21 protein-coding genes are annotated in these 22,934 nt (G+C 71.1%); 12 read left to right on the top strand and 9 right to left on the bottom strand.

The window, feature by feature from the left end; genetic code table 11:
• Window positions 1–50: 50 nt before the first annotated feature.
• From ISP_RS27420 to ISP_RS27400, 5 genes are all read left to right on the top strand, one after another.
• Window positions 51–434 (top strand): DUF742 domain-containing protein, encoded by a 384-nt coding sequence (locus ISP_RS27420; RefSeq protein WP_176742078.1) that lies wholly within the window; start codon window positions 51–53, stop codon window positions 432–434.
• On the top strand, window positions 409–1,035 hold the full coding sequence (locus tag ISP_RS27415; RefSeq protein WP_013227090.1) for a GTP-binding protein: 627 nt from the start codon (window positions 409–411) through the stop codon (window positions 1,033–1,035). Before ISP_RS27420 ends, ISP_RS27415 begins: the two co-directional genes overlap by 26 nt.
• 38 nt (window positions 1,036–1,073) lie before the next feature.
• Window positions 1,074–2,300, top strand: a complete 1,227-nt coding sequence (locus ISP_RS27410; protein ID WP_013227089.1) for a styrene monooxygenase/indole monooxygenase family protein — start codon at window positions 1,074–1,076, stop codon at window positions 2,298–2,300.
• Between the two features lie 75 nt (window positions 2,301–2,375).
• The gene (gene ku, locus ISP_RS27405) at window positions 2,376–3,242 is read left to right on the top strand and encodes a non-homologous end joining protein Ku (RefSeq protein WP_013227088.1); all 867 of its coding nucleotides are present in this window, start codon (window positions 2,376–2,378) and stop codon (window positions 3,240–3,242) included.
• Between the two features lie 12 nt (window positions 3,243–3,254).
• Window positions 3,255–3,464, top strand: a complete 210-nt coding sequence (locus ISP_RS27400) for a hypothetical protein (protein ID WP_013227087.1) — start codon at window positions 3,255–3,257, stop codon at window positions 3,462–3,464.
• A gap of 451 nt (window positions 3,465–3,915) precedes the next feature.
• Here the strand turns inward: ISP_RS27400 and ISP_RS27395 are convergent, their stop codons facing one another.
• From ISP_RS27395 to ISP_RS27380, 4 genes are all read right to left on the bottom strand, one after another.
• A complete protein-coding gene (locus ISP_RS27395; protein ID WP_162472556.1) occupies window positions 3,916–4,056 on the bottom strand; it encodes a hypothetical protein in 141 nt (46 codons plus the stop codon).
• Window positions 4,057–4,192: 136 nt separating this feature from the next.
• Window positions 4,193–5,653: an adenosylhomocysteinase gene (gene ahcY / locus ISP_RS27390; protein ID WP_013227086.1), complete on the bottom strand. Its 1,461-nt coding sequence runs from the start codon at window positions 5,651–5,653 to the stop codon at window positions 4,193–4,195.
• Window positions 5,654–5,847: 194 nt separating this feature from the next.
• Complete coding sequence (locus ISP_RS27385; RefSeq protein ID WP_013227085.1) at window positions 5,848–6,330, bottom strand: GNAT family N-acetyltransferase; 483 nt, start codon at window positions 6,328–6,330, stop codon at window positions 5,848–5,850.
• 42 nt (window positions 6,331–6,372) lie between these two features.
• Window positions 6,373–7,263 (bottom strand): AurF N-oxygenase family protein, encoded by an 891-nt coding sequence (locus ISP_RS27380; RefSeq protein WP_013227084.1) that lies wholly within the window; start codon window positions 7,261–7,263, stop codon window positions 6,373–6,375.
• Between the two features lie 88 nt (window positions 7,264–7,351).
• Between ISP_RS27380 and ISP_RS27375 the strand changes: the two genes are divergently transcribed.
• Window positions 7,352–8,011 carry a TetR/AcrR family transcriptional regulator gene (locus ISP_RS27375; RefSeq protein ID WP_013227083.1) on the top strand — a complete coding sequence of 220 codons (660 nt, stop codon included), beginning with the start codon at window positions 7,352–7,354 and terminating at the stop codon, window positions 8,009–8,011.
• Here the strand turns inward: ISP_RS27375 and ISP_RS27370 are convergent.
• Both ISP_RS27370 and ISP_RS27365 read right to left on the bottom strand, forming a co-directional pair.
• Window positions 8,008–9,033 carry a DNA polymerase IV gene (locus tag ISP_RS27370; protein WP_013227082.1) on the bottom strand — a complete coding sequence of 342 codons (1,026 nt, stop codon included), beginning with the start codon at window positions 9,031–9,033 and terminating at the stop codon, window positions 8,008–8,010. The two genes, ISP_RS27375 and ISP_RS27370, sit on opposite strands and share 4 nt — an antisense overlap.
• 106 nt (window positions 9,034–9,139) lie before the next feature.
• Entirely contained in the window at window positions 9,140–9,403 is a 264-nt protein-coding gene (locus tag ISP_RS27365; protein ID WP_013227081.1) for a DUF3040 domain-containing protein, read from the bottom strand.
• 263 nt (window positions 9,404–9,666) lie between these two features.
• On the opposite strand from ISP_RS27365, the gene ISP_RS27360 reads away from it, so the two are divergent.
• Window positions 9,667–10,728 carry a cobalamin-independent methionine synthase II family protein gene (locus ISP_RS27360; protein ID WP_013227080.1) on the top strand — a complete coding sequence of 354 codons (1,062 nt, stop codon included), beginning with the start codon at window positions 9,667–9,669 and terminating at the stop codon, window positions 10,726–10,728.
• Between the two features lie 195 nt (window positions 10,729–10,923).
• The gene (locus ISP_RS27355; protein ID WP_013227079.1) at window positions 10,924–11,535 is read left to right on the top strand and encodes a GTP cyclohydrolase II; all 612 of its coding nucleotides are present in this window, start codon (window positions 10,924–10,926) and stop codon (window positions 11,533–11,535) included.
• Between the two features lie 51 nt (window positions 11,536–11,586).
• On the opposite strand, the gene ISP_RS27350 is transcribed toward ISP_RS27355, so the two are convergent.
• A complete protein-coding gene (locus ISP_RS27350; RefSeq protein ID WP_013227078.1) occupies window positions 11,587–12,117 on the bottom strand; it encodes a MarR family winged helix-turn-helix transcriptional regulator in 531 nt (176 codons plus the stop codon).
• Window positions 12,118–12,212: 95 nt separating this feature from the next.
• Here ISP_RS27350 and ISP_RS27345 point away from each other — a divergent pair, with 95 nt between their 5' ends.
• Both ISP_RS27345 and ISP_RS27340 read left to right on the top strand, forming a co-directional pair.
• Window positions 12,213–13,175: an MBL fold metallo-hydrolase gene (locus ISP_RS27345; RefSeq protein WP_013227077.1), complete on the top strand. Its 963-nt coding sequence runs from the start codon at window positions 12,213–12,215 to the stop codon at window positions 13,173–13,175.
• Entirely contained in the window at window positions 13,172–14,707 is a 1,536-nt protein-coding gene (locus ISP_RS27340) for an FAD-dependent monooxygenase (protein ID WP_014467229.1), read from the top strand. The genes ISP_RS27345 and ISP_RS27340 overlap by 4 nt, the downstream gene beginning before the upstream one ends.
• On the opposite strand, the gene ISP_RS27335 is transcribed toward ISP_RS27340, so the two are convergent.
• Window positions 14,609–16,822: a discoidin domain-containing protein gene (locus ISP_RS27335; RefSeq protein WP_013227076.1), complete on the bottom strand. Its 2,214-nt coding sequence runs from the start codon at window positions 16,820–16,822 to the stop codon at window positions 14,609–14,611. The genes ISP_RS27340 and ISP_RS27335 overlap by 99 nt on opposite strands.
• Window positions 16,823–17,300: 478 nt before the next feature.
• Here ISP_RS27335 and ISP_RS27330 point away from each other — a divergent pair, with 478 nt between their 5' ends.
• Complete coding sequence (locus ISP_RS27330) at window positions 17,301–19,007, top strand: discoidin domain-containing protein (RefSeq protein ID WP_013227075.1); 1,707 nt, start codon at window positions 17,301–17,303, stop codon at window positions 19,005–19,007.
• The gene (locus ISP_RS27325) at window positions 19,004–21,937 is read left to right on the top strand and encodes a glycoside hydrolase family 3 C-terminal domain-containing protein (protein WP_013227074.1); all 2,934 of its coding nucleotides are present in this window, start codon (window positions 19,004–19,006) and stop codon (window positions 21,935–21,937) included. Before ISP_RS27330 ends, ISP_RS27325 begins: the two co-directional genes overlap by 4 nt.
• Here the strand turns inward: ISP_RS27325 and ISP_RS27320 are convergent.
• Window positions 21,880–22,926, bottom strand: a complete 1,047-nt coding sequence (locus tag ISP_RS27320; RefSeq protein ID WP_013227073.1) for a LacI family DNA-binding transcriptional regulator — start codon at window positions 22,924–22,926, stop codon at window positions 21,880–21,882. The genes ISP_RS27325 and ISP_RS27320 overlap by 58 nt on opposite strands.
• Between the last annotated feature and the right edge of the window lie 8 nt (window positions 22,927–22,934).

The raw sequence follows: 22,934 nt of genomic DNA, 5'->3' as shown, positions 1-22,934 counted from the left end.
GCGGAGCTCCCGGCCCGGGGCGAAGTCCCGGATCGCCCGACGAGGATGTGATGCCCGTGCCTGCAGTGTCCACGTCGGACACCCCGTTGCCGCGCCGGAGCCGCCGGATCCGCGCGTACGCGCTCACCGGCGGTCGCACCGGCACGCGCCACCAGCTGCTGGTGGAGACGCTGATCTCGGTACCGCGCTACGACCCCGCGCTGAGCGACACGCTCATGCCGGAGTCGCGCGCGCTCTACGAACGCGCCCGGTCACGGTGCTCGGTCGCCGAGCTGTCGGTCGGGCTGGACCTGCCGCTGGGTGTGGTGCGGGTGCTGCTCGGCGACCTCGCCACCCAGGGCGCGGTGTTCGTGCACCCCACCGCACACGCCTACCACCACGACACCAACGTGCTCGAGAGGATCCTTGATGGGCTCAAGCGGCTCCCCGCCTGAGGGCGATCTGCTGACGATCTCCGCGAAGATCGTCGTCGCCGGGGGCTTCGGTGTCGGCAAGACCACGTTCGTCGGCGCGGTGTCGGAAGTGCCGCCGATGAGCAACGAGGCGTGGATGACCGAGGCCGGGGAAGGCATCGACGAGATCCCGCCGGGCGGCAAGTCGACCACGACCGTCGCCATGGACTTCGGCCGGATCACCCTGCGCCCGGACCTGCTGCTGTACCTGTTCGGCACGCCGGGGCAGGCGCGGTTCTGGTTCCTGTGGGACGACCTGAGCCGCGGCGCGCTCGGCGCGGTCGTGCTGGTCGACACCAGCCGGATCGACGAGTCGTTCGCGGCGATCAACTACTTCGAGAACGACTCGGAGCTGCCGTTCGTCGTGGCGGTCAACCAGTTCGAGGGCAAGCCGGTGCACGACCTCGACGAGGTGCGCGACGCCCTCGCCCTCGACGCGAGCGTCCCGCTGGTCACCTGCGACGCCCGCGACCGCGCGTCGACGATCGCCACCCTGACCGAACTGGTCGGTCACACGCTGTCGCTGGCGGTGCTCTCCGGTCCGGTGGGCCGCGAGCTCGCCGGCAGCGCCCCGCACGCCTGAATCCCTGCACGTCTCAGCCCCGGAAGGTGAAGAGCTCAATGCGCAAGGTCCTGGTCGTGGGCGCCGGGCAGTCCGGCCTGCAGCTGGCCCTCGGGCTGCAGGCGCAGGACTACGACGTCACCGTGATGTCCGCGCGGACGCCGGAGGAGATCCGGTCCGGGCGGGTGATGTCGACGCAGTGCATGTTCCACGACGCGCTGGAGCACGAGCGCGACCTCGGGATCAACCTGTGGGAGGCCGAGACGGTCGACGTCGAAGGCATCGGTATCTCGGTGGCCGCGCCGGACGGCGGCCGCGCGCTCGACTGGTTCGCCGAACTCGACCAGCCCGCCCAGTCGGTCGACCAGCGGGTCAAGATGGCCGGCTGGCTGGAGCTGTTCGAAGACCGCGGCGGCAAGCTCGTCATCCACGGCGTGATGACCTCCGAGCTGGACGCGCTGTCCCGGCTGTACGACCTGGTGATCATCTCGGCCGGCAAGGGCGAGCTGGTCCAGCTGTTCGACCGCGTGCCCGAACGCTCGCCGTTCACGCGGCCGATGCGCGCGCTTTCGCTGGTCTACGCCCATGGCGTCGGCCGGCGCCCGGAGCACCCGGACAAGATGGGGGTGCGGTTCAACATCGTGCCCGGCGTCGGCGAGCTGTTCATGATCCCGGCGTACACGCTGAGCGGGAACTGCGACATCCTCTTCTTCGAAGGCGTGCCCGGCGGCCCGCTGGACTGCTTCGACGACCACCCGGGCCCGGACGAGCACTTCCGGCGCGTGCTGGACCTGATGCGGCAGTTCGTGCCGTGGGAGTACGACCGCTGCCGCGACGCGGAGCTGACCGACGCCAAGGCGACGCTGGCCGGCGGCTACCCGCCGGTGGTCCGCCACCCGGTCGGCACCCTGCCGGGCGGGGCGATCGTGCTGGGCATGGCCGACGTCGTGGTGGCGAACGACCCGATCACCGGGCAGGGCTCGAACAACGCGAGCCACTGCGCGGCGACCTACCTCGACGCGATCGTCTCCCACGGTGACCGGCCGTTCGACGCGGCGTGGATGGAAGCGACGTTCGAGCGCTACTGGGCGTACGCCCGGCACGTGACCGAATGGACCAATGCGCTCCTCCTGCCGCCGCCCCCGCACGTGCTCCAGATCCTCGGCGTGGCCGGGCAGAATCCCGCGGTGGCCCGGCGGTTCGTGAACGGATTCACCGATCCGGCCGACTTCCAGCACTGGTTCATGGATCCGGCGCTTTGGGAGAAATACCTGGCAGAGGTCTAGATCAGACTGTCGTCGAGGGACGATTCGGGTTACGGTTGTCACGTAGCGTGAAGGCGGACCTCGGAGGTACTGGGCATGCGGGCGATGTGGAAGGGCTCGGTGTCCTTCGGGCTGGTCAGCATTCCGATCCAGATGTACGCGGCCACCGAGAACAAGAACGTCTCCCTGCGCCAGGTGCACGAGGCCGACGGCGGCCGCATCCAGTACAAGCGGTTCTGCACGATCGACGGCCAGGAAGTGCCCTACGCCGAGATCGCCAAGGGCTACGAGCTGCCCGACGGCGAGATGGTGGTGATCACCGACGCGGAGATGGCGGAGCTGCCGCTGTCCACCCAGCGCACGATCGACGTGCTGGAGTTCGTGCCGCTCGAGTCGATCGACCCGATCCAGTACGACCGGACCTACTACCTGGAGCCGCAGAAGAACGCGGTCAAGCCGTACGTCGTGCTGCGGGACGCGCTGCACAAGTCGAGCCAGGTGGCCATCGCGAAGGTCGCGGTCCGGCAGCGGGAGAGCATGGCGGTGCTGCGCGTGCACGCCGACGTGCTGGTGATGACGACGATCCTGTGGCCGGACGAGGTCCGCGAGCCCGACTTCCCGTTCCTGCGCGACGACCCGCCGCAGATCCGGCCCCAGGAGCTCACCATGGCCGGATCGCTGATCGACTCGCTGGCCGAGCCGGTGTTCGAGCCGGAGAAGTACCACGACCACTACCGCGAGGCCCTGGAAGAGATGATCGAGGCCAAGGTCGCCGGCGACGAGACGACCAAGCCCGCGGCGGTCACCGCCAAGGCCGACGTCGTCGACCTGATGGCGGCCCTGCAGGCCAGTGTGGACGCCGCGAAGAAGTCTCGTCAGTCCTCTTCGGAGGCGTCCGAAGAGGACGCCGAACCGGCGAAGAAGAAGCCGGCGGCCCGCAAGCGGGCGCCGAAGCCCGCCTGAGCCGCGCCGGTCATGGAGTGTGCTTCCTGTGACGCCGGGATCGATCACTGCCACGGCACGCTGGTGGTGCACCCGGACGGTGGATTCGCCGAGTGCACCGATCCGGCCTGTGAGGACGGTGACCGCGTCCGCCACGGGCTGATCGTCGACTGCCGGGGTGTCGGCGGCGGGTGCGGCTGTACCGCCGCGCCGCGGAAAACCCTGCTGCGCCAAGCTTCCTGAGCCTCCCGCCAGGATCCGGGCAGGCCTTCCCGGCCGGGTGCCACGCCCGCCGGGGAGGTTTGCACGGCGTTCGATCGGCGTCAAGGCGATCACACGATCGTGTATGCAGCTGTGTACAGGGGCTTGGCGATGTGCTAACACTAACGGGGTCCTTCGGCTCTCCCTCCCCCTCGGAGCCGGAGGACCCTTTTTTTCCAGGCGCACGAGCCGGTGCCGGCCCGCATCGGACCCGACGTGGTGGCGGGCGGTGCGGGCGATCGCGATTTCCTTTTTCGCGCTCGCGATTTACGTGACCGAGGAGGCCCTCAGTTTGTTTTTAACCGAATTCGCGGCGGGTTTTGCAGTGCGCTTACCTTTCCGCGGTCCGGGGGTGGCGGCCGAAGACGGCCGAACGGCCTGGCGCGAGCCAGCATTGCTGCTGACGCGCACCAGGCCGCGGCAAGTCTCGGGATCAGTACCAGTGCGCCCGGCCACCGATCCGGCGGCCGGTGCCGCCCAGGATGGCCAGTGCCACGCCGGCCACCGCGAGAATAATACCGATGGTGTACAGCACCGGGATGCCCACGATGAACCCGATGACAAGGAGAATCACACCGAGAATGATCACTTGACACACTCCTTCGCATGAGACCCGGCCCGGCTCCGTGCCGTCCGGGCGGATGCGCTCTCGACGGGAGGATGGCCAGTTTCCGGATAAACCAAACTACGGCGAATGGAGCAATCTCGGATCAGTACCGATAGTGATCGAGCTTGTACGGACCTGCGACGTCCACGCCGATGTAGTCGGCCTGCGCCTTCGTGAGCTTGGTGAGCTTCACCCCGAGGGCGTCGAGGTGCAGGTGGGCCACCTTTTCGTCGAGGTGCTTCGGCAGCCGGTGGACGTCCGTGGCGTACTCGCCGGGCTTGGTGAACAGCTCGATCTGCGCGATCGCCTGGTTGGTGAACGAGTTCGACATCACGAAGGACGGGTGCCCGGTTGCATTGCCGAGGTTCATCAGGCGCCCCTCGGACAGCACGATGATCGCGTGGCCGTCCGGGAAGGTCCACTCGTGCACCTGCGGCTTGATCTCCTTCTTCACGACGCCCGGCAGCTTCGCCAGCCCGGCCATGTCGATCTCGTTGTCGAAGTGCCCGACGTTCGCGACGATGGCGTTGTGCTTCATCCGGCTCATCTGCTCCGCCGAGATGATGCCGAAGTTGCCGGTCGTGGTGATGAAGATGTCGGCCGTCTCGACGACGTCGTCCAGCTCCACCACGTCGAGCCCGTCCATCGCCGCCTGCAGCGCGCAGATCGGGTCGATCTCGGTGACCGAGACCCGCCCGCCCTGGCCGCGCAGCGCCTCGACCGCGCCCTTGCCGACGTCGCCGTAGCCGCAGACGAGCACGCGCTTGCCGCCGATCATGACGTCGGTGGCCCGGTTCAGGCCGTCCACAAGGGAGTGCCGGATGCCGTACTTGTTGTCGAACTTGGACTTCGTCACCGAGTCGTTGACGTTCATCGCCGGGAAGAGCAGCTCGCCGTCCTTGGCGAGCTTGTAGAGCCGCTTGACGCCGTTGGTCGTCTCCTCGGTGACGCCGCGGATCTCCTTGGCCATCCGGGTGAAGCGGTCACCGTCGGCCGCCAGGCTCGCGCGGAGGGTTTCGAGGACGATCCGGTACTCCTCCGGGTCCTCTTCGGACGGCTGCGGGACCGCGCCCGCCGCCTCGAACTCGACTCCCTTGTGGACGAGCAGGGTGGCGTCGCCGCCGTCGTCGAGGATCATGTTCGGGGCCTGCCCGCCGGGGAAGGCGAAGAGCAGGTCGGTGCACCACCAGTACTCTTCGAGGGTCTCGCCCTTCCACGCGAACACCGAGGTGCCCGCCGGGGCGTCGACGGTGCCCTCCGGGCCGACGACGACCGCCGCGGCGGCCTCGTCCTGGGTGGAGAAGATGTTGCAGGACACCCAGCGCACCTGCGCGCCGAGCGCCACCAGGGTCTCGATGAGCACGGCGGTCTGGACGGTCATGTGCAGCGACCCGGCGATGCGGGCGCCCTTCAGCGGCTGCGCGGTGGCGTACTCGCGGCGGATCGCCATCAGGCCGGGCATCTCGTGCTCGGCCAGCCGCAGCTGGGTGCGGCCGGCGTCGGCCAGCGAGAGGTCGGCCACGGCGAAGTCGAGGCCGTTCGAGTTCTGCAGTTTGTCACTCATGCTTCGATGCACTCCGGGGTTCGTCGGCGAACCGCTCGGGAGGCAGCACGGAAGTCCGTGCGGACAACGGAAAAGGCACCTCCCTCGCGGGAGGCGCCCTTGGAGTCGTGATCGGCGGGCCGAGCGTGGCGGAAAGGATTCCGTCGCAGCGCCTCTCGGCCCCCGCCCAGGATGGCAAAGCCGCCGCGAGGCTGTCAAGCGAGCGAACGGGCCATGAGAATGTCGTCGACGTCCTGGCCGTCGATGCGGAATTCGCCCCGCAGCACGCCTTCCACGACGAACCCGCACCGCTCGTAGACCCGCCGGGCACCGGTGTTGTGACCCAGTACGCGCAGCGTCACCTTGCGCGCGCCGCGCTGCCGCGCTTCGGCCACGGCGGCGTCGACGAGCCGCCGCGCGATGCCGAGCCGCTGCCGCTCCGGGTCGACGGCGAGCCCGCCGATCACCGCCACGTGCCGGTGGGCGGGGATGCCGAACCCTTCGCCGAGCCGGACGTACCCGGCGACGGCGCCGCCGTGCTCGGCGACGAGGACGTCTTCGGGCCGGGTGCCGTCGTCGAAGAACGGCGTGCCGGGCGGCGGCGCGGGAGCGGGGGAGACGGCCGGGGTCCACGTGCGTTCGTCGAGCCTCGCGAGTGCGGCCTCGTCGTCGGCGCGGGCGGTCCGGATCGTGATCACCCGGGCATCCTGGCGGAAGCCGGCGCCGGGGGCGAGGGGAATTCAGAGCAGGTGCGCCCGCCGCCAGATGCCTTCCGAGCGGCCGCCGATCAGGCCCGCCTCGCGCAGGAACGGCACGATCTTCTCGGCCATCCAGCGCCGCGTCCGGTGGAAGTGCGGGTTCGCCAGCGCTGCGGCGCGGCCCTCCCTCGGGTCGATGCCGACGCTGCGGTAGATCCGCGCGTCGACCATGCTGTCGATCACGCCGAACGCCACCAGTGCGGTCCGGAGGCGGTGCCGCTGCAGGGCCGCCTTCGACAGCTTCGGCGTCTCGCGCAGCACCTCCTCCTTCGCGAAGCGGACGTGCCGGGCCTCTTCGACCACGTGGATGCGGTTGACCGAGCGGATCAGCGGCTGGATGCCGTCGTCGTCCATCATCGACCGCTGGAGCCGGTCGGTGGTCTCCTCCGCGACCAGCACGCTGGCGAACATCGACGGGCCGGCGGCGGTCGCGCCGAACACCTTCGCGGCGCGGTGGACCACCTTCGGGACGCCGTAGCGCGGGACGCCGAGCCGCTGCGCGGTGCGGGCGAACATCACCGAGTGCCGCGTCTCGTCGCCGATCTCGGTCATCGCGTACTGCGCGTGCTCGGTGCGCGCGTCCAGGTCGAAGACGTACCGGGCGAGCAGCTGCATCAGGACGATCTCGAACCACAGGCCGACGCTCATGATGCTGGCGATCTCGTGCTTGGACAGCTCGATCCGCTGCTCCGGCGTCAGCTTCGCCCACAGGTCCGTGCCGTAGAGGGAGACGCGCTCGAGCGGCATGTACGCCTTGCCTTCGGCGAGCGGCGCGTCCCAGTCGACGTCGACGTACGGGTCGTAGGAGTTCTTCGCGGAGCTCTTGAGCAGGCGAGCCGCGGTGACGTCCCGGTCCTGGGCCTCGACGCCCATGGCGGCCTCCGAAAAGTATGGGGTACGCGATGTACTAGCTACTTCGCCGAGTGTACACCGGCCGGTGGGTGCCGAGTAGGCTTTCGCCGTGACCAAGGTCGACGGGCGGGCGACACGCTGGGCGGGCCAGCAGGAACGGCGGCGCGCGGAGTTCGTCGACGCCGCACTGGCCGCCATCGCCGAGCACGGCCCGGACGTGTCCACCGAGCAGATCGCCGAACGCGCCGGCGTCGCGCGCACGCGCCTGTACCGGCACTTCGACGGCGCGGAAGACCTCCGGCGGGCGATCGCCCAGCGGGCGGCCGAGCTGGTGACGGCCGACCTGGCGCCGCTCTGGCACCCCGAGGGCTCGCCGAACGAGATGATCTCCACGGTGATTTCGACCCACCTGCGCTGGCTGACCGAGCACGCCCACCTGCACCGCTACCTCGCCCGCGCGCAGCCGGCCGCCGCGGACGACCGCCCGGACGTCCGCGGCGCGATCGCCCGCCACCTCAGCCGGCTGTTCACCGGCTACCTGACGGCGCTCGGGCTGGACCCGGCCCCGGCGGACACGATCGCGTTCGGCCTGGTCGGCTACGTCGAATCGGCGACGACCCGCTGGCTCGACCACCCGGGCACGCTCAGCCTGCCCCAGCTGACCGCCCAGCTCACGGGCACGATCTGGGCGATGCTGGACCACACGTTGCGGGCGGGCGGGGTGGAGCTGGACCCGGACCGGCCACTGCCGCTGCCGGAAGGGCTCTAATCCTCGCGCGGGAACTCGGCCCGCACGCCCAGCAGTCGCACCGCGCGGGTCAGCTCGAACATCCCGAGCACCTCCCGCGCCGCGCGGTCGAGCTCGTCCGCGTCCGACGTCGGCTCCGGCAGCGTGATGCTGTGCGTGTGGGTCAGGAACGGCACGAACCGCACCTTGACCGCGACCCGCGCCGCCGGGCGGCCCTCGTCGAGGACGTCCTGGGCGACACGCTTGGCCAGCGCCGTCACCTCGGCCGCCATCTCCGCGGGGTCGGTCAGGTCGCGCTGGAACGTCGTTTCGCGGCTGCGGGAGCGGGCCACCCACGGTGTCGCGCTCACCTCGGCGTCGCTGATGCCGCCGCCGAGCAGCCGCAGCCACGGGCCGGTCTTCGGGCCGAACCGCGCCGCGAGCTCCGCCGGGTCGGCTCCCGCCAGGTCGAGGACGGTGGTGATGCCCAGCTCGGCGAGCTTCTTCGCCGTCTTGCCGCCGATGCCCCACAGCGCGTCGGTCGGGCGGGCCGCCATCACCTCCCACCAGTTCTCCTGCGTCAGCCGGTAGATCCCGCCCGGCTTGCCGAACCCGGTGGCGAGCTTCGCCCGCAGCTTGTTGTCGCCGATCCCGACCGCGCACGACAGGCCCGTCTCGCGCGCCACCGCCTCCTTGATCGCGGCGGCCAGCGCCTCGGGGTCGGCCGTCTCCGCCCCGACGAACGCCTCGTCCCAGCCCAGCACCTCGACCACGACCGGCAGCTCCCGGACCGCGGCCATCACCCGCGCCGACACCTCGAGGTAGGCGTCCGGGTCACTGGGCAGGAAGACCGCGTCCGGGCAGCGCTTGGCGGCGATCCGCAGCGGCATGCCGGACTGGACGCCGAATTCGCGGGCCTCGTACGACGCCGTCGCGACGACCGCGCGTTCGGCGGGGTCGCCGTTGCCGCCGACCACGACCGGCTTCCCGCGCAGTTCCGGGTGGCGGGCGATCTCGACCGCGGCGATGAACTGGTCGAGGTCGACGTGCAGGACCCACTTCACGCCGCCCAGTCTGCCTCAGAACCTTGTTCAGCCGTCGGCCGGCGCGAGTGTCACCACAGGTGGGCGGCCTGCGGCCCGTAGCGCCGTCCTGACCAGAACAAGGTTCTCAGATCCGGTGCCGCGCCACGTGGGTCCAGACGGTGGCGGTGAGCGCGATGATCCCGCACAGCGTCACGCCCGGGTCGGGCAGCACCAGGCCCAGGACCAGCAGCGTCACGGCGGCGATGTCGAAGAAGATCAGGAGGGCGTTGCGGAGCCCGCGCGACTTCGGGCGCCGTCCGTCGCGCAATGCGGCAGCCAGCTCCGGGTCGCTGAGCTCCAGGCTGCGCTCGATCTTCTCGAGCTCGGTGCGATCGTGGTGACTGAGCATCGGGCCTCCTTCGGCGCCGAACCCGCCGTATCGCCGTAGCGAATACCCAATCGTCCTCCTCGCGAACCGCCGAACGCCTTCTGATTTCGTGCTTTTCTTTGGTCCGACCGGGTGATCCGCGCTCCGTGACCGGCCGCGGCCACGCTAAGTTGCCCCGAGAACGTGGCCGATCACGGCCGGACGGCGGGTGGGGGCGGCCGGGTGGCCACGTCCTGTCGTGGTGCCGGTGACCGGTCAAGCCCTTCCATCAGCCGGAGGACTTCATGACCCTGCCCACCGAACCGATCGGCAGCATCCCGCGTCCCGCCGCCCTCGTCGAAGGCCTCGGCGAGTTCGCCGCGGGCCGGATCGACGCCGCCGCGCTCGCCGAACTCGAGAGCCGGGCGCTGGCCGACACCATCCGCCGGTTCGAGGAGACCGGCTCGCCGGTGCTGACCGACGGGGAACAGGGCAAGCCGAGTTTCGCGACGTACCCGCTGGCCGGGCTCGAAGCCCTGGCGCCCGACGGCGTCGTCATCCCGTTCGCCGACGGGCACACCCGGCAGCTGCCGCGGCTCACCGCCGGACCGTTCCGCTACGCGACGCACGCCGGCTCGTACCTGGCCCGCGCGAAAACGCTTACCGACCGGCCCGTCAAGCAGGCGGTGATCGCCGCGTCCGCGCTGTCGCTGATCTACCCGGGCGACGGCATCGAGGGGTACTCGCAGGAGCAGTTCGTCGCCGACCTGGTGAACGAGGCCGAGGCGGACATCCGGGGCAGTCTCGACGCGGGCGCGGACAGCGTGCAGATCGACTTCACCGAAGGGCGGCTGTCGCTGAAGCTCGACCCGTCCGGCGGGCTGCTGCGCCAGTTCGTCGAGCTCAACAACGCCGTGCTCGACCGGTTCACCGCGCAGGAGCGCGCGAAGATCGGCGTCCACACGTGTCCGGGCGGCGACCAGGATTCCGTGCACAGCCTCGACGTCGACTACGCGGGCCTGCTGCCGGCGTTGTTCGACCTCAAGGCCGGCCGCTTCTTCGTCCAGCTGGCCAGCGAAGCCGACCCGGAGCGCGCGCTGCGGGTGATCGCCGAGCACCTCAAGGCCGACCAACGGGTCTTCGTCGGTGTCATCGACCCGATCGACCCGCGGGTGGAGACCGCGGAGGAGGTCCGGGACCGGGTGCTCACCGCGGCGAAGTACCTCCCGGCCGAGCGGCTCGGCACCTGCGACGACTGCGGGTTCTCGCCGTTCGCCGACGACACGTCGACCTCGCGCGACATCGCGTTCGCGAAGATCGCCGCGCGGGTCGAGGGCACGCGGCTGGCGTCGGAGAAGCTCGGCTGAGCGCGGCGGCGTGAGCCCGGCCCGGGCTCACGCCGTCTCGGCGGCGACCAGCACGACGACCAGCAGGAACGAGGCGGCGGTGGCACCGGGGATCATGGGCAGGCGAGTCGACCCGGCGCCACTCCATTTCCCTGGGAAGTTCGAATTTGAACCTCGTGTAGGGTCGATCTTGTGGGTGACTCCAGGGGCGAGGGCATGACGGCCGAGGTGCGGACGCGGGTGCGGATCCCGCTGCGGCTCGACGGCGGCGTCGCGGTCGACGCCGAAGCCGTCACCTTCCGCGGCCTGGCCGACGACGGTGAGCACCTGGCGTTCGTCCTGGGCACGCCCGGCGCGGTGCCGCTGGTACGCCCGCACTCGGAATGCCTGACCGGCGACGTCTTCGGGTCGGCGCGCTGCGACTGCGGCCCGCAGCTGGCCGAGGCGGTCGCCCGGATCTCCGAGACCGGCGGGTACCTGCTGTACCTGCGCCAGGAGGGCCGGGGGATCGGGCTGTACAACAAGCTCGACGCGTACGCCCTGCAGGACGGCGGCCTCGACACCTACGCCGCGAACGCCGCGCTCGGCCTGCCCGAAGACGCCCGCGACTACACCGTCGCCGCGCAGATGCTGGGTGCGCTCGGGGTGGACCGGGTCGACCTGCTGTCGAACAACCCGGACAAAGCCGCGCAGCTGCGAGCGGCCGGGATCGCGGTGCGCGACCGGGTTCCGACGGGGGTGTTCGCGACCGAGAACAACGTCCGGTACCTGCGGGCGAAGGCCGAGCAAACCGGGCACACGCTCAGCCTGCCCGGGCTGGCCAGCTGAGCCGCGCCTTCGCGTACTTGGACGGTCGGGTTGCGTACCCGGAGGGTCGGCTCAGGTGAGGCGCTGGGCCGCCGCGGCCGCGGGGCTCGTGGTGAGTTTCTCCAGGAGGCCGATCAGGGTGGTCTGTTCCGACGGGGTCAACGCCGCCACCCAGGCCTGCTCGCGCTCGTTGTGCTCCTGGTAGGCGTCGGTCACCGCGGTGTGGCCCGCTTCGGTGAGCGCCAGCTGCACCGCCCGGCGGTCGTGGGGCACCGTCGTGCGCGTCGCCAGGCCGTCCCGCTCCAGGGTTTTGACCAGCGCCGACACCGCCGCGCGGCTCATCCCGGCGAGCCGGGCCACGTGGCGGGACTCCAGCGGGCCGGCCAGCCACAGGACGAACAGCACCCGGAAGCCGCCCCAGCTCCAGCCGCGCGGGCGGTGGACCGTCGATTCCCAGTCGTACACGAGCGCGCCGGCCAGCCGGTGCAGCGTCAGGCCGAGGCGCATCGCCACCGGGTCGGTCATGGGCAGTTCGGCCTGCGTCTTCCCGATCGCGTAGTCGACGAACGAGAGGTAGTCGAGGTCGGCCGGTCGGTCGGTCATGCCGCACAGGTTAGGGGAAGGAGGGTTCCCTGCTGCGGTCCGGCGGGCTAGCCTGACCGGATAGTCAATCCTTTGACGATCAAGGAGGGTGCGCCGTGACGAAGAAAGCCTTCGCCTCTTCGGCCGACCTGGCGGAGAAAGCGCAGACCCTCGAGAACCTCGCGGACGGCGTCTGGGCGCTGACCGCCGAGGGCGACCCGAACATCGGCGCGATCGAGGGCGAGGACTTCCTCGTCTGTTTCGAAGCACTGGCCACGCCCGTCGCGGCCGGGGAGTGGCTCGCGAAACTGCGGGAGCACACCGACAAGCCGGTGCGCTACCTGGTGCTGAGCCACTACCACGCCGTGCGCGTGCTGGGCGCGTCCGCCTTCGACGCCGACGTGATCGTCGCGCACGAGAACACCCGGGCGCTGGTGGCCGAGCGCGGCAAGGAGGACTGGGAGAGCGAGTTCGGCCGGATGCCGCGGCTGGCCAAGGGCGCGGAGTCGGTGCCCGGCCTGACCTGGCCGACGCTCACCTTCTCCGACCGGCTCACGATCGACCTCGGCGGCGACCGCGGCGACCTCGTCCTGCAGTACTGCGGGCGCGGCCACACCGAAGGCGACATCGTGGCGTGGCTGCCCCGGCAGAGGATCCTCTACGCCGGCGACCTGGTGGAAGCGGAAGCCGCGCTGTACACCGGCGACGCCTTCCACCGCGACTGGGCGTCATCCACTTTGGACCGGGTGGCCGCCTTCGGTGCGGAGACCCTGATCGGCGGCCGCGGCGGGGTCAGCCGCGGGACCGAGGCGGTCGCCGCCGCCATCGCGCAGACCCGGCACTTCCTGGACACGATGCTGCGCGAGGTCGGCGCCGTCCACGACGCCGGTGGCACGCTCAAGGAGGCCTTCGAGCGCACGCACGCGGCGCTGAACGACCAGTACGGGCACTGGCCGATCTTCGAGCACTGCCTGCCCTTCGACGTCTCGCGGCTGTGGGACGAGCTGTCCGGCGTCGAGCGGCCGGTGATCTGGACCGCCGAGCGCGACCGCGAAGTCTGGGACCAGCTCCAAGGATGACGGTCGCCGTCCTCGGCAGCGGCCCGGTCGGCCAGACGGCCGCGCTGCTGCTCGCGCGCCGGGGCGTGCCGGTCGTGCTCGTCGACGAGCACGAGGCGCGCGATCCCGTGGGCTCCAAGGCCATCTGCCACCAACGGGACACTTTGGACGTCTGGGCGTGGCTCGGCGCCGGGTGCCTCGCCCGGGAAGGCCTGACCTGGACGACCGCGCGGACGTTCCACCGCGACCGGGAGCTGTTCTCGCTGACGTTGCCGGACGCGGGGTCCGCGCTGCCGCCGTTCGTCAACCTGTCGCAAGCCCGGGTCGAGGAGGTCCTGGACGAGCTGATCGCGCGGCAGCCGCTGATCGACGTCCGCCGCGGTCACCGCGTCACCGGCCTGACCCAGCCCGGCTGCGTCGAGATCGACTGCGAGACCGAAGTCGGGCCGCGCCGGATCGAGGCCGACTACGCGATCGCCTGTGCGGGCGCGCGCGGCGACGCCGTGCGCCGCGCCCTCGGGCAGCACCTCGGAGGAGTGTCGTTCCGGGACCTATTCCTGATCTGCGACATCCGCGCCGATCTGCCGGGCTGGGCGGCCGAGCGCCGCTTCTGGTTCGACCCGCCGTGGAACCCGGGCCGCCAGGTGCTCATCCACCCGTGCCCGGGCTCGGAGTTCCGCATCGACTGGCAGGTCCCCGAGGACTACGACCTCGCCGCCGAAGAGTCGGGCGGAGCCCTCGACCACCGGATCGGCGCGATCCTCGGCGACCGGCCGTACGAGGTGGTCTGGCGCTCGGTGTACCGCTTCCACACGCGCCTCGTCGACCGGATGCGCGTCGGCCGCGTGCTGCTGGCCGGGGACTGCGCGCACCTCGTCGCGCCGTTCGGGGCGCGCGGCCTCAACTCCGGCGTGGCCGACGCGGAGAACGCGGCCTGGAAGCTGGCCGCCGTCCTGCGCGGTGAGGCGGGGGAGGAGCTGCTGGAGAGCTACCACACCGAGCGGCACGCGGCGGCGGTGGAGAACGCGGCCGTCACCACCGCGACGATGGACTTCCTGGTGCCCCAGGACGACGAGCGGCGCCGTCGCCGGCTCGACGTCCTCACGCGGGCGGCGCACGACCCGGCTGCCGGCGAGCAGGTCGACTCGGGCCGGCTGGCCGAACCGTTCTGGTACGTCGACTCGCCGCTGACCACGCCCGATCCGGACCGGCCGTTCACGGGACGGCCGCCGCGGGGTGCGTTGCCACCGCCGGGACCGGGCGTGTTGCTCCCGGACGTCACCGTCGCGAGCGGACGGTTGCGCGACCTGGCCCGGCAAGGGTTTCTCGTCCTGACGACCCCGGGGGTGCGGGTGCCGGGGCTGCGGTCGGTGGAGATCCGGCTGGGCGGGGCGCTGGGTGCGCGTCCGGGCGAAGCCTGGCTGGTCCGCCCGGACGCGTACGTCGCCGCGGTGTTACGGGTAGGAGACGAGCGGGCTCACCTGGTGCCCGGAGTTCGCGGCGTCACCCGTGTCGTTGACGACGTGGGCGATCGTGCCGACGCCGCCGAGTGACACCGACACCAGGTTGTGCAGCCGGACGCCGCCGTTGTTCGGCACCTCGAACGAGTGACTGGCCACAATGGACGGATTCGTGTTGAAGAAGCAGTAGCTGCCCAGGCCCCAGCCTTCGTGGCTGGTCACCGAATCCGCGACCTTGTACGCCGCCCAGCCCTGCCGGCCGCCGCCGCTGGACCAGGACGCCTGGTCCGGCGGGTCGTACGGCATTTCGTTCTGGAAGAAGTACGTCCGCCCGCCGTTGCCGTTCCAGAGCACCTCGTACTGCTGGTAGTGCTCGACGAACAGGCCGTACATCGTCACGTTGGCGCCGTTGACGACCAGGCCGTTCGCCGCGGTGTTGACGTTCCAGCCGACGCCGTTCGAATGGTCGCCGCGCCACAGCCACATGTGGTCGCCGATGACGTTGTTCGAATTGACCACCAGCGTCTGCGTGGCCTTCCCGACGGCCGCGCCGCCGATCCGGAAGAACACGTCGTGCAGTGACGTCGGGTCGGCCGCGTGGTTGGCGCTCGAGCCCGGCTGTCCGACCTGCACGAGCACCGGCGAGTTCACCGCGCCCGCGTCGATCAGCAGCCCGGCGATCTTCACACCGTCCACATCGGACGTCGTGATCGCCGCGGTCCCGTTGGTCGGCATCAGCGTCGCCAGGCCGAGGCCGAGCACCACGGTGTCCGGGCGGGTGACGTTCAGCGCCTGGTCGAGGTGGTAGACGCCGGGCGTCACGAGCAGGTTCTTGCCCGCCGCCAGCGCGGCGTTGAGCGTCGCGGCCGAGTCGGACGGGTGCGCGACGTAGAACTCGCTGAGCGAGATCGACTGCCCGGTCGGGGCGCCGTGGCCCCAGCTCGTCCCGGAGGAGTTCTGCCGCAGGCCCGGGACGAACACGTTGTAGCTGCCCGAGCCGTCGAAGTAGAGGAACGGCTTCTCGCGGATCACCGGCGTCTGGCCGACGACCGTCTCCGGCGGGTTCGGGAACGACGCCGGCGGCGTGCCGGTCGAACCGACGAACACCATGTTCCAGACGCCGCCCTGCCAGCCGCCGAGTTCGCTGTTGCGGGTCAGGAACTGCTGCTGCGAACCGGAAACGGCGACGCCGTCGATCTTGCTGTCGGCGATCAGGCCGCCGCTGGCCCAGCCGTCGCCGCCGTTCCACAGCTGGATCTGGCTGCCCTTGAGGTGCATCCGGCGGTAGGGCGCGGCCTGCGCGACGGCCCAGCGCTCGACCTGCCCGGCCGGCAGCGTCACCGACAGGTTTTCGGCCGACCGCCAGAAGTTCTGCGTCGCGTTGCCCTTGTTGGCCGGGTTGTCGCCCTGCTGCAGCCAGTCCGCCTCGACGCGCACGTGGCCGTTGAGGTTGACGTCGTCGGGGGAGAGGCCGAGCCCGGCGACCTGTTCGTAGAAGCCGAGGTTGACGTCGGCGTTGTAACTGCCCGGCTTGAACAGCACCGCGTAGCGCTCGTTGCCGAACTGGTTGGTGTGCTGCTGGTCCGCGATCTGCGTCAGCCGGTTCTGGATCGTCGCGGTCGGGGTCGACGGGTCGAACACCGACACGTTCGGCCCGAGGTCCGGGTTGCGCGGGTCGGTCGGCGGGATGGTCGTCCCGCCGCCGGTGCCGTGCACAGCGACTTCCCAGAGGGAGTAGCCGTAGCCGGTCGCCCGCTGGGTGCCGTAGACCCGCAGGTAGCGCGCGGTGCCGGTGAGGGGCACGGTCTGCGTGCCGCCCGCGCCGGTGGTGGTCGAGTACGCGGTCGTCCAGCTGTTCGCGTCCGAGGACAGCTGGACGCTGAACGACTTCGCGTACGCGGCTTCCCAGGTGAGTGCCACGTCGCAGAGCTGCTGCGTCGAGCCCAGGTCGACCTGCAGCCATTGCGGGTCGCTGAACGCGCTGGACCAGCGCGTGCCGGTGTTGCCGTCGACCGCGGCGGACGCGGGTGTCCCGCCGTTCTCGGTCGAGGACGCGGTCGCGGGGTGGCCCTGCGCGAGGTTCGTGGTGCCGCACGCGGCGGCCTGCGCGGGGGCGGAGCCGACCACCGCCGCGGTGGTGACCGCGGTGACGAAGGTGGTGGCGACGACGAGGAGGCGGTGTACGGGGGAGAACGTCGTTGATCTCATGAGCCTGCCTGCTGGATCGGGAGGACGGTCGGAACAGCAGCGGGCCGGGCGAGCCCCACAGCTCGCGCCGGCGTCGGGTGGTGCGGCGGGTTCGCGCTCCGGGGCACCCGCCCGGTGCCGTGAGCCGGAGGAGCGGTACCGGGTGGTGCCAGGAGCGCGGACCAGTCAGCCCGAAAGGTGCTTGTCGGCGGAGCTGTCCCGGGTGGCGGTCACGGAACCGGTTCCGTCGGTGAGCTCGCAGTTAACAGCGCGGGGTTCGGCGGAGTCAAGGACCCGACGCGGATTCTCCTCGCCCGGACCAGTCTTCGGCGTGGTCCGCGACCGTCCGGCGCAGGAACGTTGACATTTTACGGTCCTTTATTTATATCCTGAACTAAGAGCGTGCCGACGGCGGGACCCACACCCGCGCCGAGGACCACGTGAGCCGATCCGCGCCGGGGCAAGGCCGCCCCGGCGCCGGTTCGCCGTGGAGGTGCCCATGCAACGCCGCATGCCGAGGACCCGGGTTCTCGCCGTCCTCGCCCTGATCCTGGCCGCCCTGCTCACCGCGCCGGTGGCGCAGGCCGCGCCCGTCCTGCTCTCCCAAGGCCGTCCGGTGACGGCGTCCTCGACCGAGTCCGCCGCGTTCCCCGCCTCGGCCGCGGTCGACGGTGATCCCGGGACGCGCTGGTCCAGCGCGTTCAGCGACCCGCAGTACCTCCAGGTCGACCTGGGCTCGACCCAGCAGCTCTCGCAGGTCGTGCTGACCTGGGAAGCCGCCTACGCGAAGGCCTTCACGATCCAGGCGTCCGCCGACGGCAACACCTGGACGTCGCTGTACTCGACCACCACCGCGACCGGGGGCACCCAGACCCTGAACGTCACCGGCAGCGGCCGGTACGTCCGGCTGACCGGCACCCAGCGCGCCACGCAGTACGGCTACTCGCTCTGGGAGTTCCAGGTCTACGGCGGGGGCGGCACGACCCAGCCCGGCGACGTCCTGCTGTCCTACGGCAAGCCCGGCACCGCGTCCTCCTACCAGGACGACGGTGCCTGCCCCGGCTGTCTCCCGGCCAAGGCGTTCGACCACGACCCGGCCACGCGCTGGGCGACGAGCGCGACCACCGGCTGGGTCGACCCCGGCTGGATCACCGTCGACCTCGGCGCGCCCGCGGCGGTCCACCAGGTCGTCCTGCAGTGGGACCCGGCCTACGCCGTCGCCTACCAGCTCCAGGTGTCGAACGACAACGCGAACTGGACCTCGATCTACTCGACCACGACCGGCAAGGGCTTCAAGGAGACGCTGACCGTCAACGGTTCCGGCCGGTACGTCCGGATGTACGGCACCGCCCGCTCGAACGGCTACGGCTACTCGCTGTGGGGCTTCGACGTCTACGGCACCGGCGGCAACCCGACGCCGCCCCCGGCCGCCCCGCCGGCCCCGCACTTCCCGGGCACCCTGGTCTGGAGCGACGAGTTCAACGGCGCCGCGGGCGCGGCCCCGGACGCGAGCAAGTGGACCGCCGAAACCGGCCCCGGCGTCAACAACGAACTCGAGTACTACACGAACAACAACAACGCCAAGCAGGACGGCCGCGGCAACCTCGTCATCCAGGTCCGCCGTGAAGCCACCCCGGGCAGCGCGTGCCCGGTCGACCCGATCAGCGGCAGTGGCACCTGTCAGTACACCTCGGGCCGGATCAACACCGCGGGCAAGTTCAGCTTCACCTACGGCCACGTCGAGGCGAACATCAAGGTGTCCGGCACCCAGGGGCTGTGGCCCGCGTTCTGGCTGCTGGGCGCCAACTTCTTCAGCGGCACGCCGTGGCCGAACTGCGGCGAGATCGACATCATGGAGCACGTCGGGAAGGCGCCGAACCTGGCCTACTCGACGATCCACGCCCCGGCCTACAACGGCGCCGGCGGCATCGGCGCGCCTTACGACCTCGGCCAGGACGTGTCGGCGGGCTTCCACAAGTTCGGCCTCGACTGGGACGCCTCGCACATGACGTTTTACGTCGACGGCAACGCGTTCGAGACGATCAACCGCGACACCGTGGAGAGCACGCGCGGGCCGTGGGTGTACGACCACCCGTTCTTCCTCATCCTCAACAACGCCATCGGCGGCGACTTCCCCGGCCCGCCGGGGGCGGGGACCGTCCTGCCGCAGGACATGGTGATCGACTACGTGCGGGTCTACCAGTGAGGCGTCGGCTCGCGCTCGTCCTGGGCGCCGCGGTGACGGCGGGGCTGCTCACGGCCCCGCTGTTCACCGCCCAGGCGGCGCCCACCCTGCTCTCACAGGGGCACGCCGTGACCGCGTCGTCGACCGAGAACGCCGCCTTCCCGGCCTCGGCCGCGGTCGACGGCGACCCCGGCACCCGCTGGTCCAGCCTGGCGGCGGACCCGCAGACGCTGCAGGTCGACCTCGGCGCGTCGCACAGCCTGAACCAGGTCGTGCTCCAGTGGGAGGCGGCCTACGCGAAGGCGTTCACCATCCAGGCGTCCGCCGACGGCAGCCAATGGTCCACTGTGTACTCGACGACGACGGGCACCGGCGGCACGCAGATGCTGCCGGTGGCCGGCACCGGCCGGTACGTCCGCCTGACGACCACCCAGCGCGCGACCCAGTGGGGCGTGTCGCTGTGGGAGTTCCAGGTCTACGGTGACGGCTCGGCGCAGGCGTGCGGCAGTGCGAACGCAGGCCTGCGGCAACCGGCGACGGCCTCCAGCGTCCAATCCGACGCCTTCCCGGCGTCGGCGGCGTTCGACGGCGACCTCGGCACGCGGTGGTCGAGCCTGGCCGCCGACCCGCAGTCGATCCAGGTCGACCTCGGCAGCGCACGGCCCGTGTGCGGCGTCGACCTGACGTGGGAGGCGGCGTACGCGAGCGCGTACACGATCCAGCTGTCCACCGACGGCTCGACGTGGATCACCGCGGCGACGGTGCTCACCGGTGCGGGCGGCACCGAACACCCGGCCGTGGCGGGCACCGCCCGGTACGTCCGGCTGAACGCGACCGCCCGGGCCACGCAGTGGGGCGTCTCGCTGTGGGAGTTCGCCGTCCACACGTCCGACAGTGCCCCGCCGACGACCACGCCCACCAACCCGGGTGGCTGCCCGTGGGTGGGGTCCACCGCACCGGTCGCCGACCGCGTCACCCAGCTGATGGCGGCGATGACGGCTCAGCAGAAGGTGAAGGTGCTGCACGGCAACGGCGCGACCGGGCCGTACATCGGCAACACCGACGCCGTGCCCGAGCTGTGCATCCCGGCGCTCGGCCTGCAGGACGGCCCGGCCGGGGTCGGCGACGGCCTCGACGGGGTCACCCAGTTCCCGGCGCCGGTGTCGGCCGCCGCGACCTGGGACACCGGCCTGATGAACCGGTACGGCAGCGCCATGGGCGCCGAGTTCGCGGGCAAGGGCGTCGACATCGCGCTCGGCCCGACGATCAACCTGGTCCGCGACCCGCGCTGGGGCCGGAACTTCGAGACCTACAGCGAGGACCCGTACCTCGCCGGCGCGGCCGGGACCTCGACGACCCAGGGCATCCAGAGCCTGGGCGTCATGGCGCAGGCCAAGCACGCGGCCGCGTACAACGTCGAGGCCGGGGCATCGCGCGGCACGCCGTCGGACAACGTGATCATCGACGACCGGACGCTGCACGAGCTGTACCTGCCCGCCTTCCAGCAGGTGGCGAGCCAGGGCCAGGTCGCGTCGATGATGTGCGCATACAACCAGATCAACGGGGTCCCGGCGTGCCAGAGCGCCGGGGTCCTCACCCAAGCGATCAAGCAGGACGCCGGCTGGGGCGGGTTCGTCGGCTCGGACTGGGGCTCGGCCACCGGCGGCGCCCGGCAGCTGGCCAACGGCGGGCTGGACATGGAGATGCCCGGCGGCGCGTTCTTCGGCCAGGGCCTGCTCGACGCCGTCTCGCGCGGCGAAGTGACGCAGGCCCGGGTCGACGACATGGTCCGGCGGGTGCTGACCCAGATGTTCCGGTTCGGCCTCTTCGACCGGGCCCGCCGGGGCACCCCGCAGTCGGTCGTGACGAACGCGGCGAACGTCGCCACCGCGCGGGACGTCGCCGCGGCCGGTTCGGTGCTGCTGAAGAACACCGGCGTGCTGCCGCTGGGTTCGTCGGTCAAGTCGATCGCGCTCTCCGGCGGCGACGCCATCGACCCGCAGAACATCGGCGGCGGCAGTGCGAAGGTCAACCCGTCACCGGCGTCGGTCAACCCGATCAACGGCATCAAGGCGCGGGCGGGCTCCGGCGTTACCGTGTCCTATGTGGACGGCGCCGGGGAGCACGTGCAGACGCCGAACATCCCGGCGGCGGTCGCGGCGGCTCGCACCGCGGACGTCGCGATCGTGTTCGCCAGCTACGGCGAGTCCGAGACCCAGGACCTCGACACGATCGACCTGCAGAACCAGCAGAACGACCTGATCGACGCGGTCGCCTCGGCCAACCCGCGCACGGTCGTCGTGCTCAACACCGGGTCGGCGGTGACGATGCCGTGGCTGGGCAAGGTCGCGGCGGTGATCGAAGGCTGGTACCCGGGCCAGGAGAACGGCAACGCGCTGGCGTCGCTGCTCTACGGCGACGTCAACCCGTCGGGCAAGTTGCCGATCAGCTTCCCGAAGCAGCTTGCCGACCTGCCGACGGCGAGCGTCCAGCAGTTCCCGGGCTCAGGAGACCGGATCGAGTACTCGGAGGGGCTGAATGTCGGCTACCGCTGGTACGACAGCCGCAACCTCGAGCCGCTGTTCCCGTTCGGCTTCGGGCTGTCGTACACGACGTTCGGGTACTCGAACCTGGTCGTCACGCCCCAGGGTACAAACGGTACGGCGACCGTGACGGCCACGGTGACCAACACCGGCACGCGCGCGGGCGCCGACGTCGTCCAGCTGTACGTCGGCCAGCCGGCCGGGAACGGCGAGCCGCCCAAACAGCTCAAGGGGTTCAAGAAGGTGCCGCTGAACCCCGGGCAGAGCGCTCAGGTGTCGTTCCCGCTGACCCCGCGGGACCTCGCGCACTGGACGGGCTCGTGGACGGCGAACGCGGGCCAGTACCGCGTCTACGTCGGTGATTCCTCGCGCAACGTCCCGCTGTCGGGGGCGCTGACCGTCTCCTGAGTCGACTCGCGGACCACCAGCGCGGTCGGGACGATCAGCGGGGCGTCCGGGGACGGCGCGCCGGCCAGGCGGTCGAGCAGGAGCCCGGCCGCCGTCTCGCCCATCTGCCGCAGCGGCTGGCGGATCGTGGTGAGCGGCGGCTGGGTGTGCGCGGCCAGGGGGATGTCGTCGAAACCGACCACGGCGACGTCCCCCGGCACCGCGCGGCCGGACTTGCGCAGTCCCGCCAGCACGCCCGCTGCCGTGAGGTCGTTGTGCGCGAAGACCGCGTCGAACGGCGGGCCCGTTTCGAGGAGCTGGAGGATCGCCGCCTCACCGCTTTCGCTCGTGAAGTCGCCTTCGATGATCAACCGCGGGTCGAGGGTCAGGCCGGCGTCGAGGACCACCTCGTTGAAGCCGTTGAGGCGGTCGGCGGTGCAGCCGAAGTCGCGGGGGCCGGTCACCGTGGCCAGCCGGGTGCGGCCGGTGTCCAGGAGGTGGCGGGCCGCGGACGCGCCGCCCTGCCGGTTGTCCGTGCCCACCGACGGGAACGCCGGACGGCGGCCGCGGTCGTCGATCACCACCACCGGCAGCCCGGAGTCGTGCAGCACACGCAGGTGCCGCACCGCGTCCGGCGGTTCCACCAGCAGGAGGCCGTCGAACGCCTTCGCCGACACCTGCCGCGAGAACTCGCCGAGGGAGTCCGCGCCGCGGTTGGCGGTGGACAGCAGCAGGCCGTAGCCCTTCGACTCGACGACGTCGGCGACGCCCTGCAGCACTTCGCCCATCCACGGCCAGGTCAGTCCCGGCACCAGCATCCCGACCGTGCGCGTCACCCCGCGCGCCAGCCCGACCGCGCCGGCGCTGGGGATGTACCCGGTCGCGGCGATCACCTCGCGCACCCGGATCGCGGTCGCCGCGTCCACGTCGGCCTTGTTGTTGAGCACCCGCGACACGGTCGTCTTGCTCACCCGCGCGCGGCGGGCGACTTCGGCGATCGTGACGCGCATCCGTCCTC

The sequence above is a fragment of the Amycolatopsis mediterranei genome, assembly GCF_026017845.1.
Classification (GTDB): domain Bacteria; phylum Actinomycetota; class Actinomycetes; order Mycobacteriales; family Pseudonocardiaceae; genus Amycolatopsis; species Amycolatopsis mediterranei.
The sequence above is the reverse complement of the archived record's forward strand: the minus strand, read 5'-3'. Positions and strand labels throughout refer to the sequence as shown.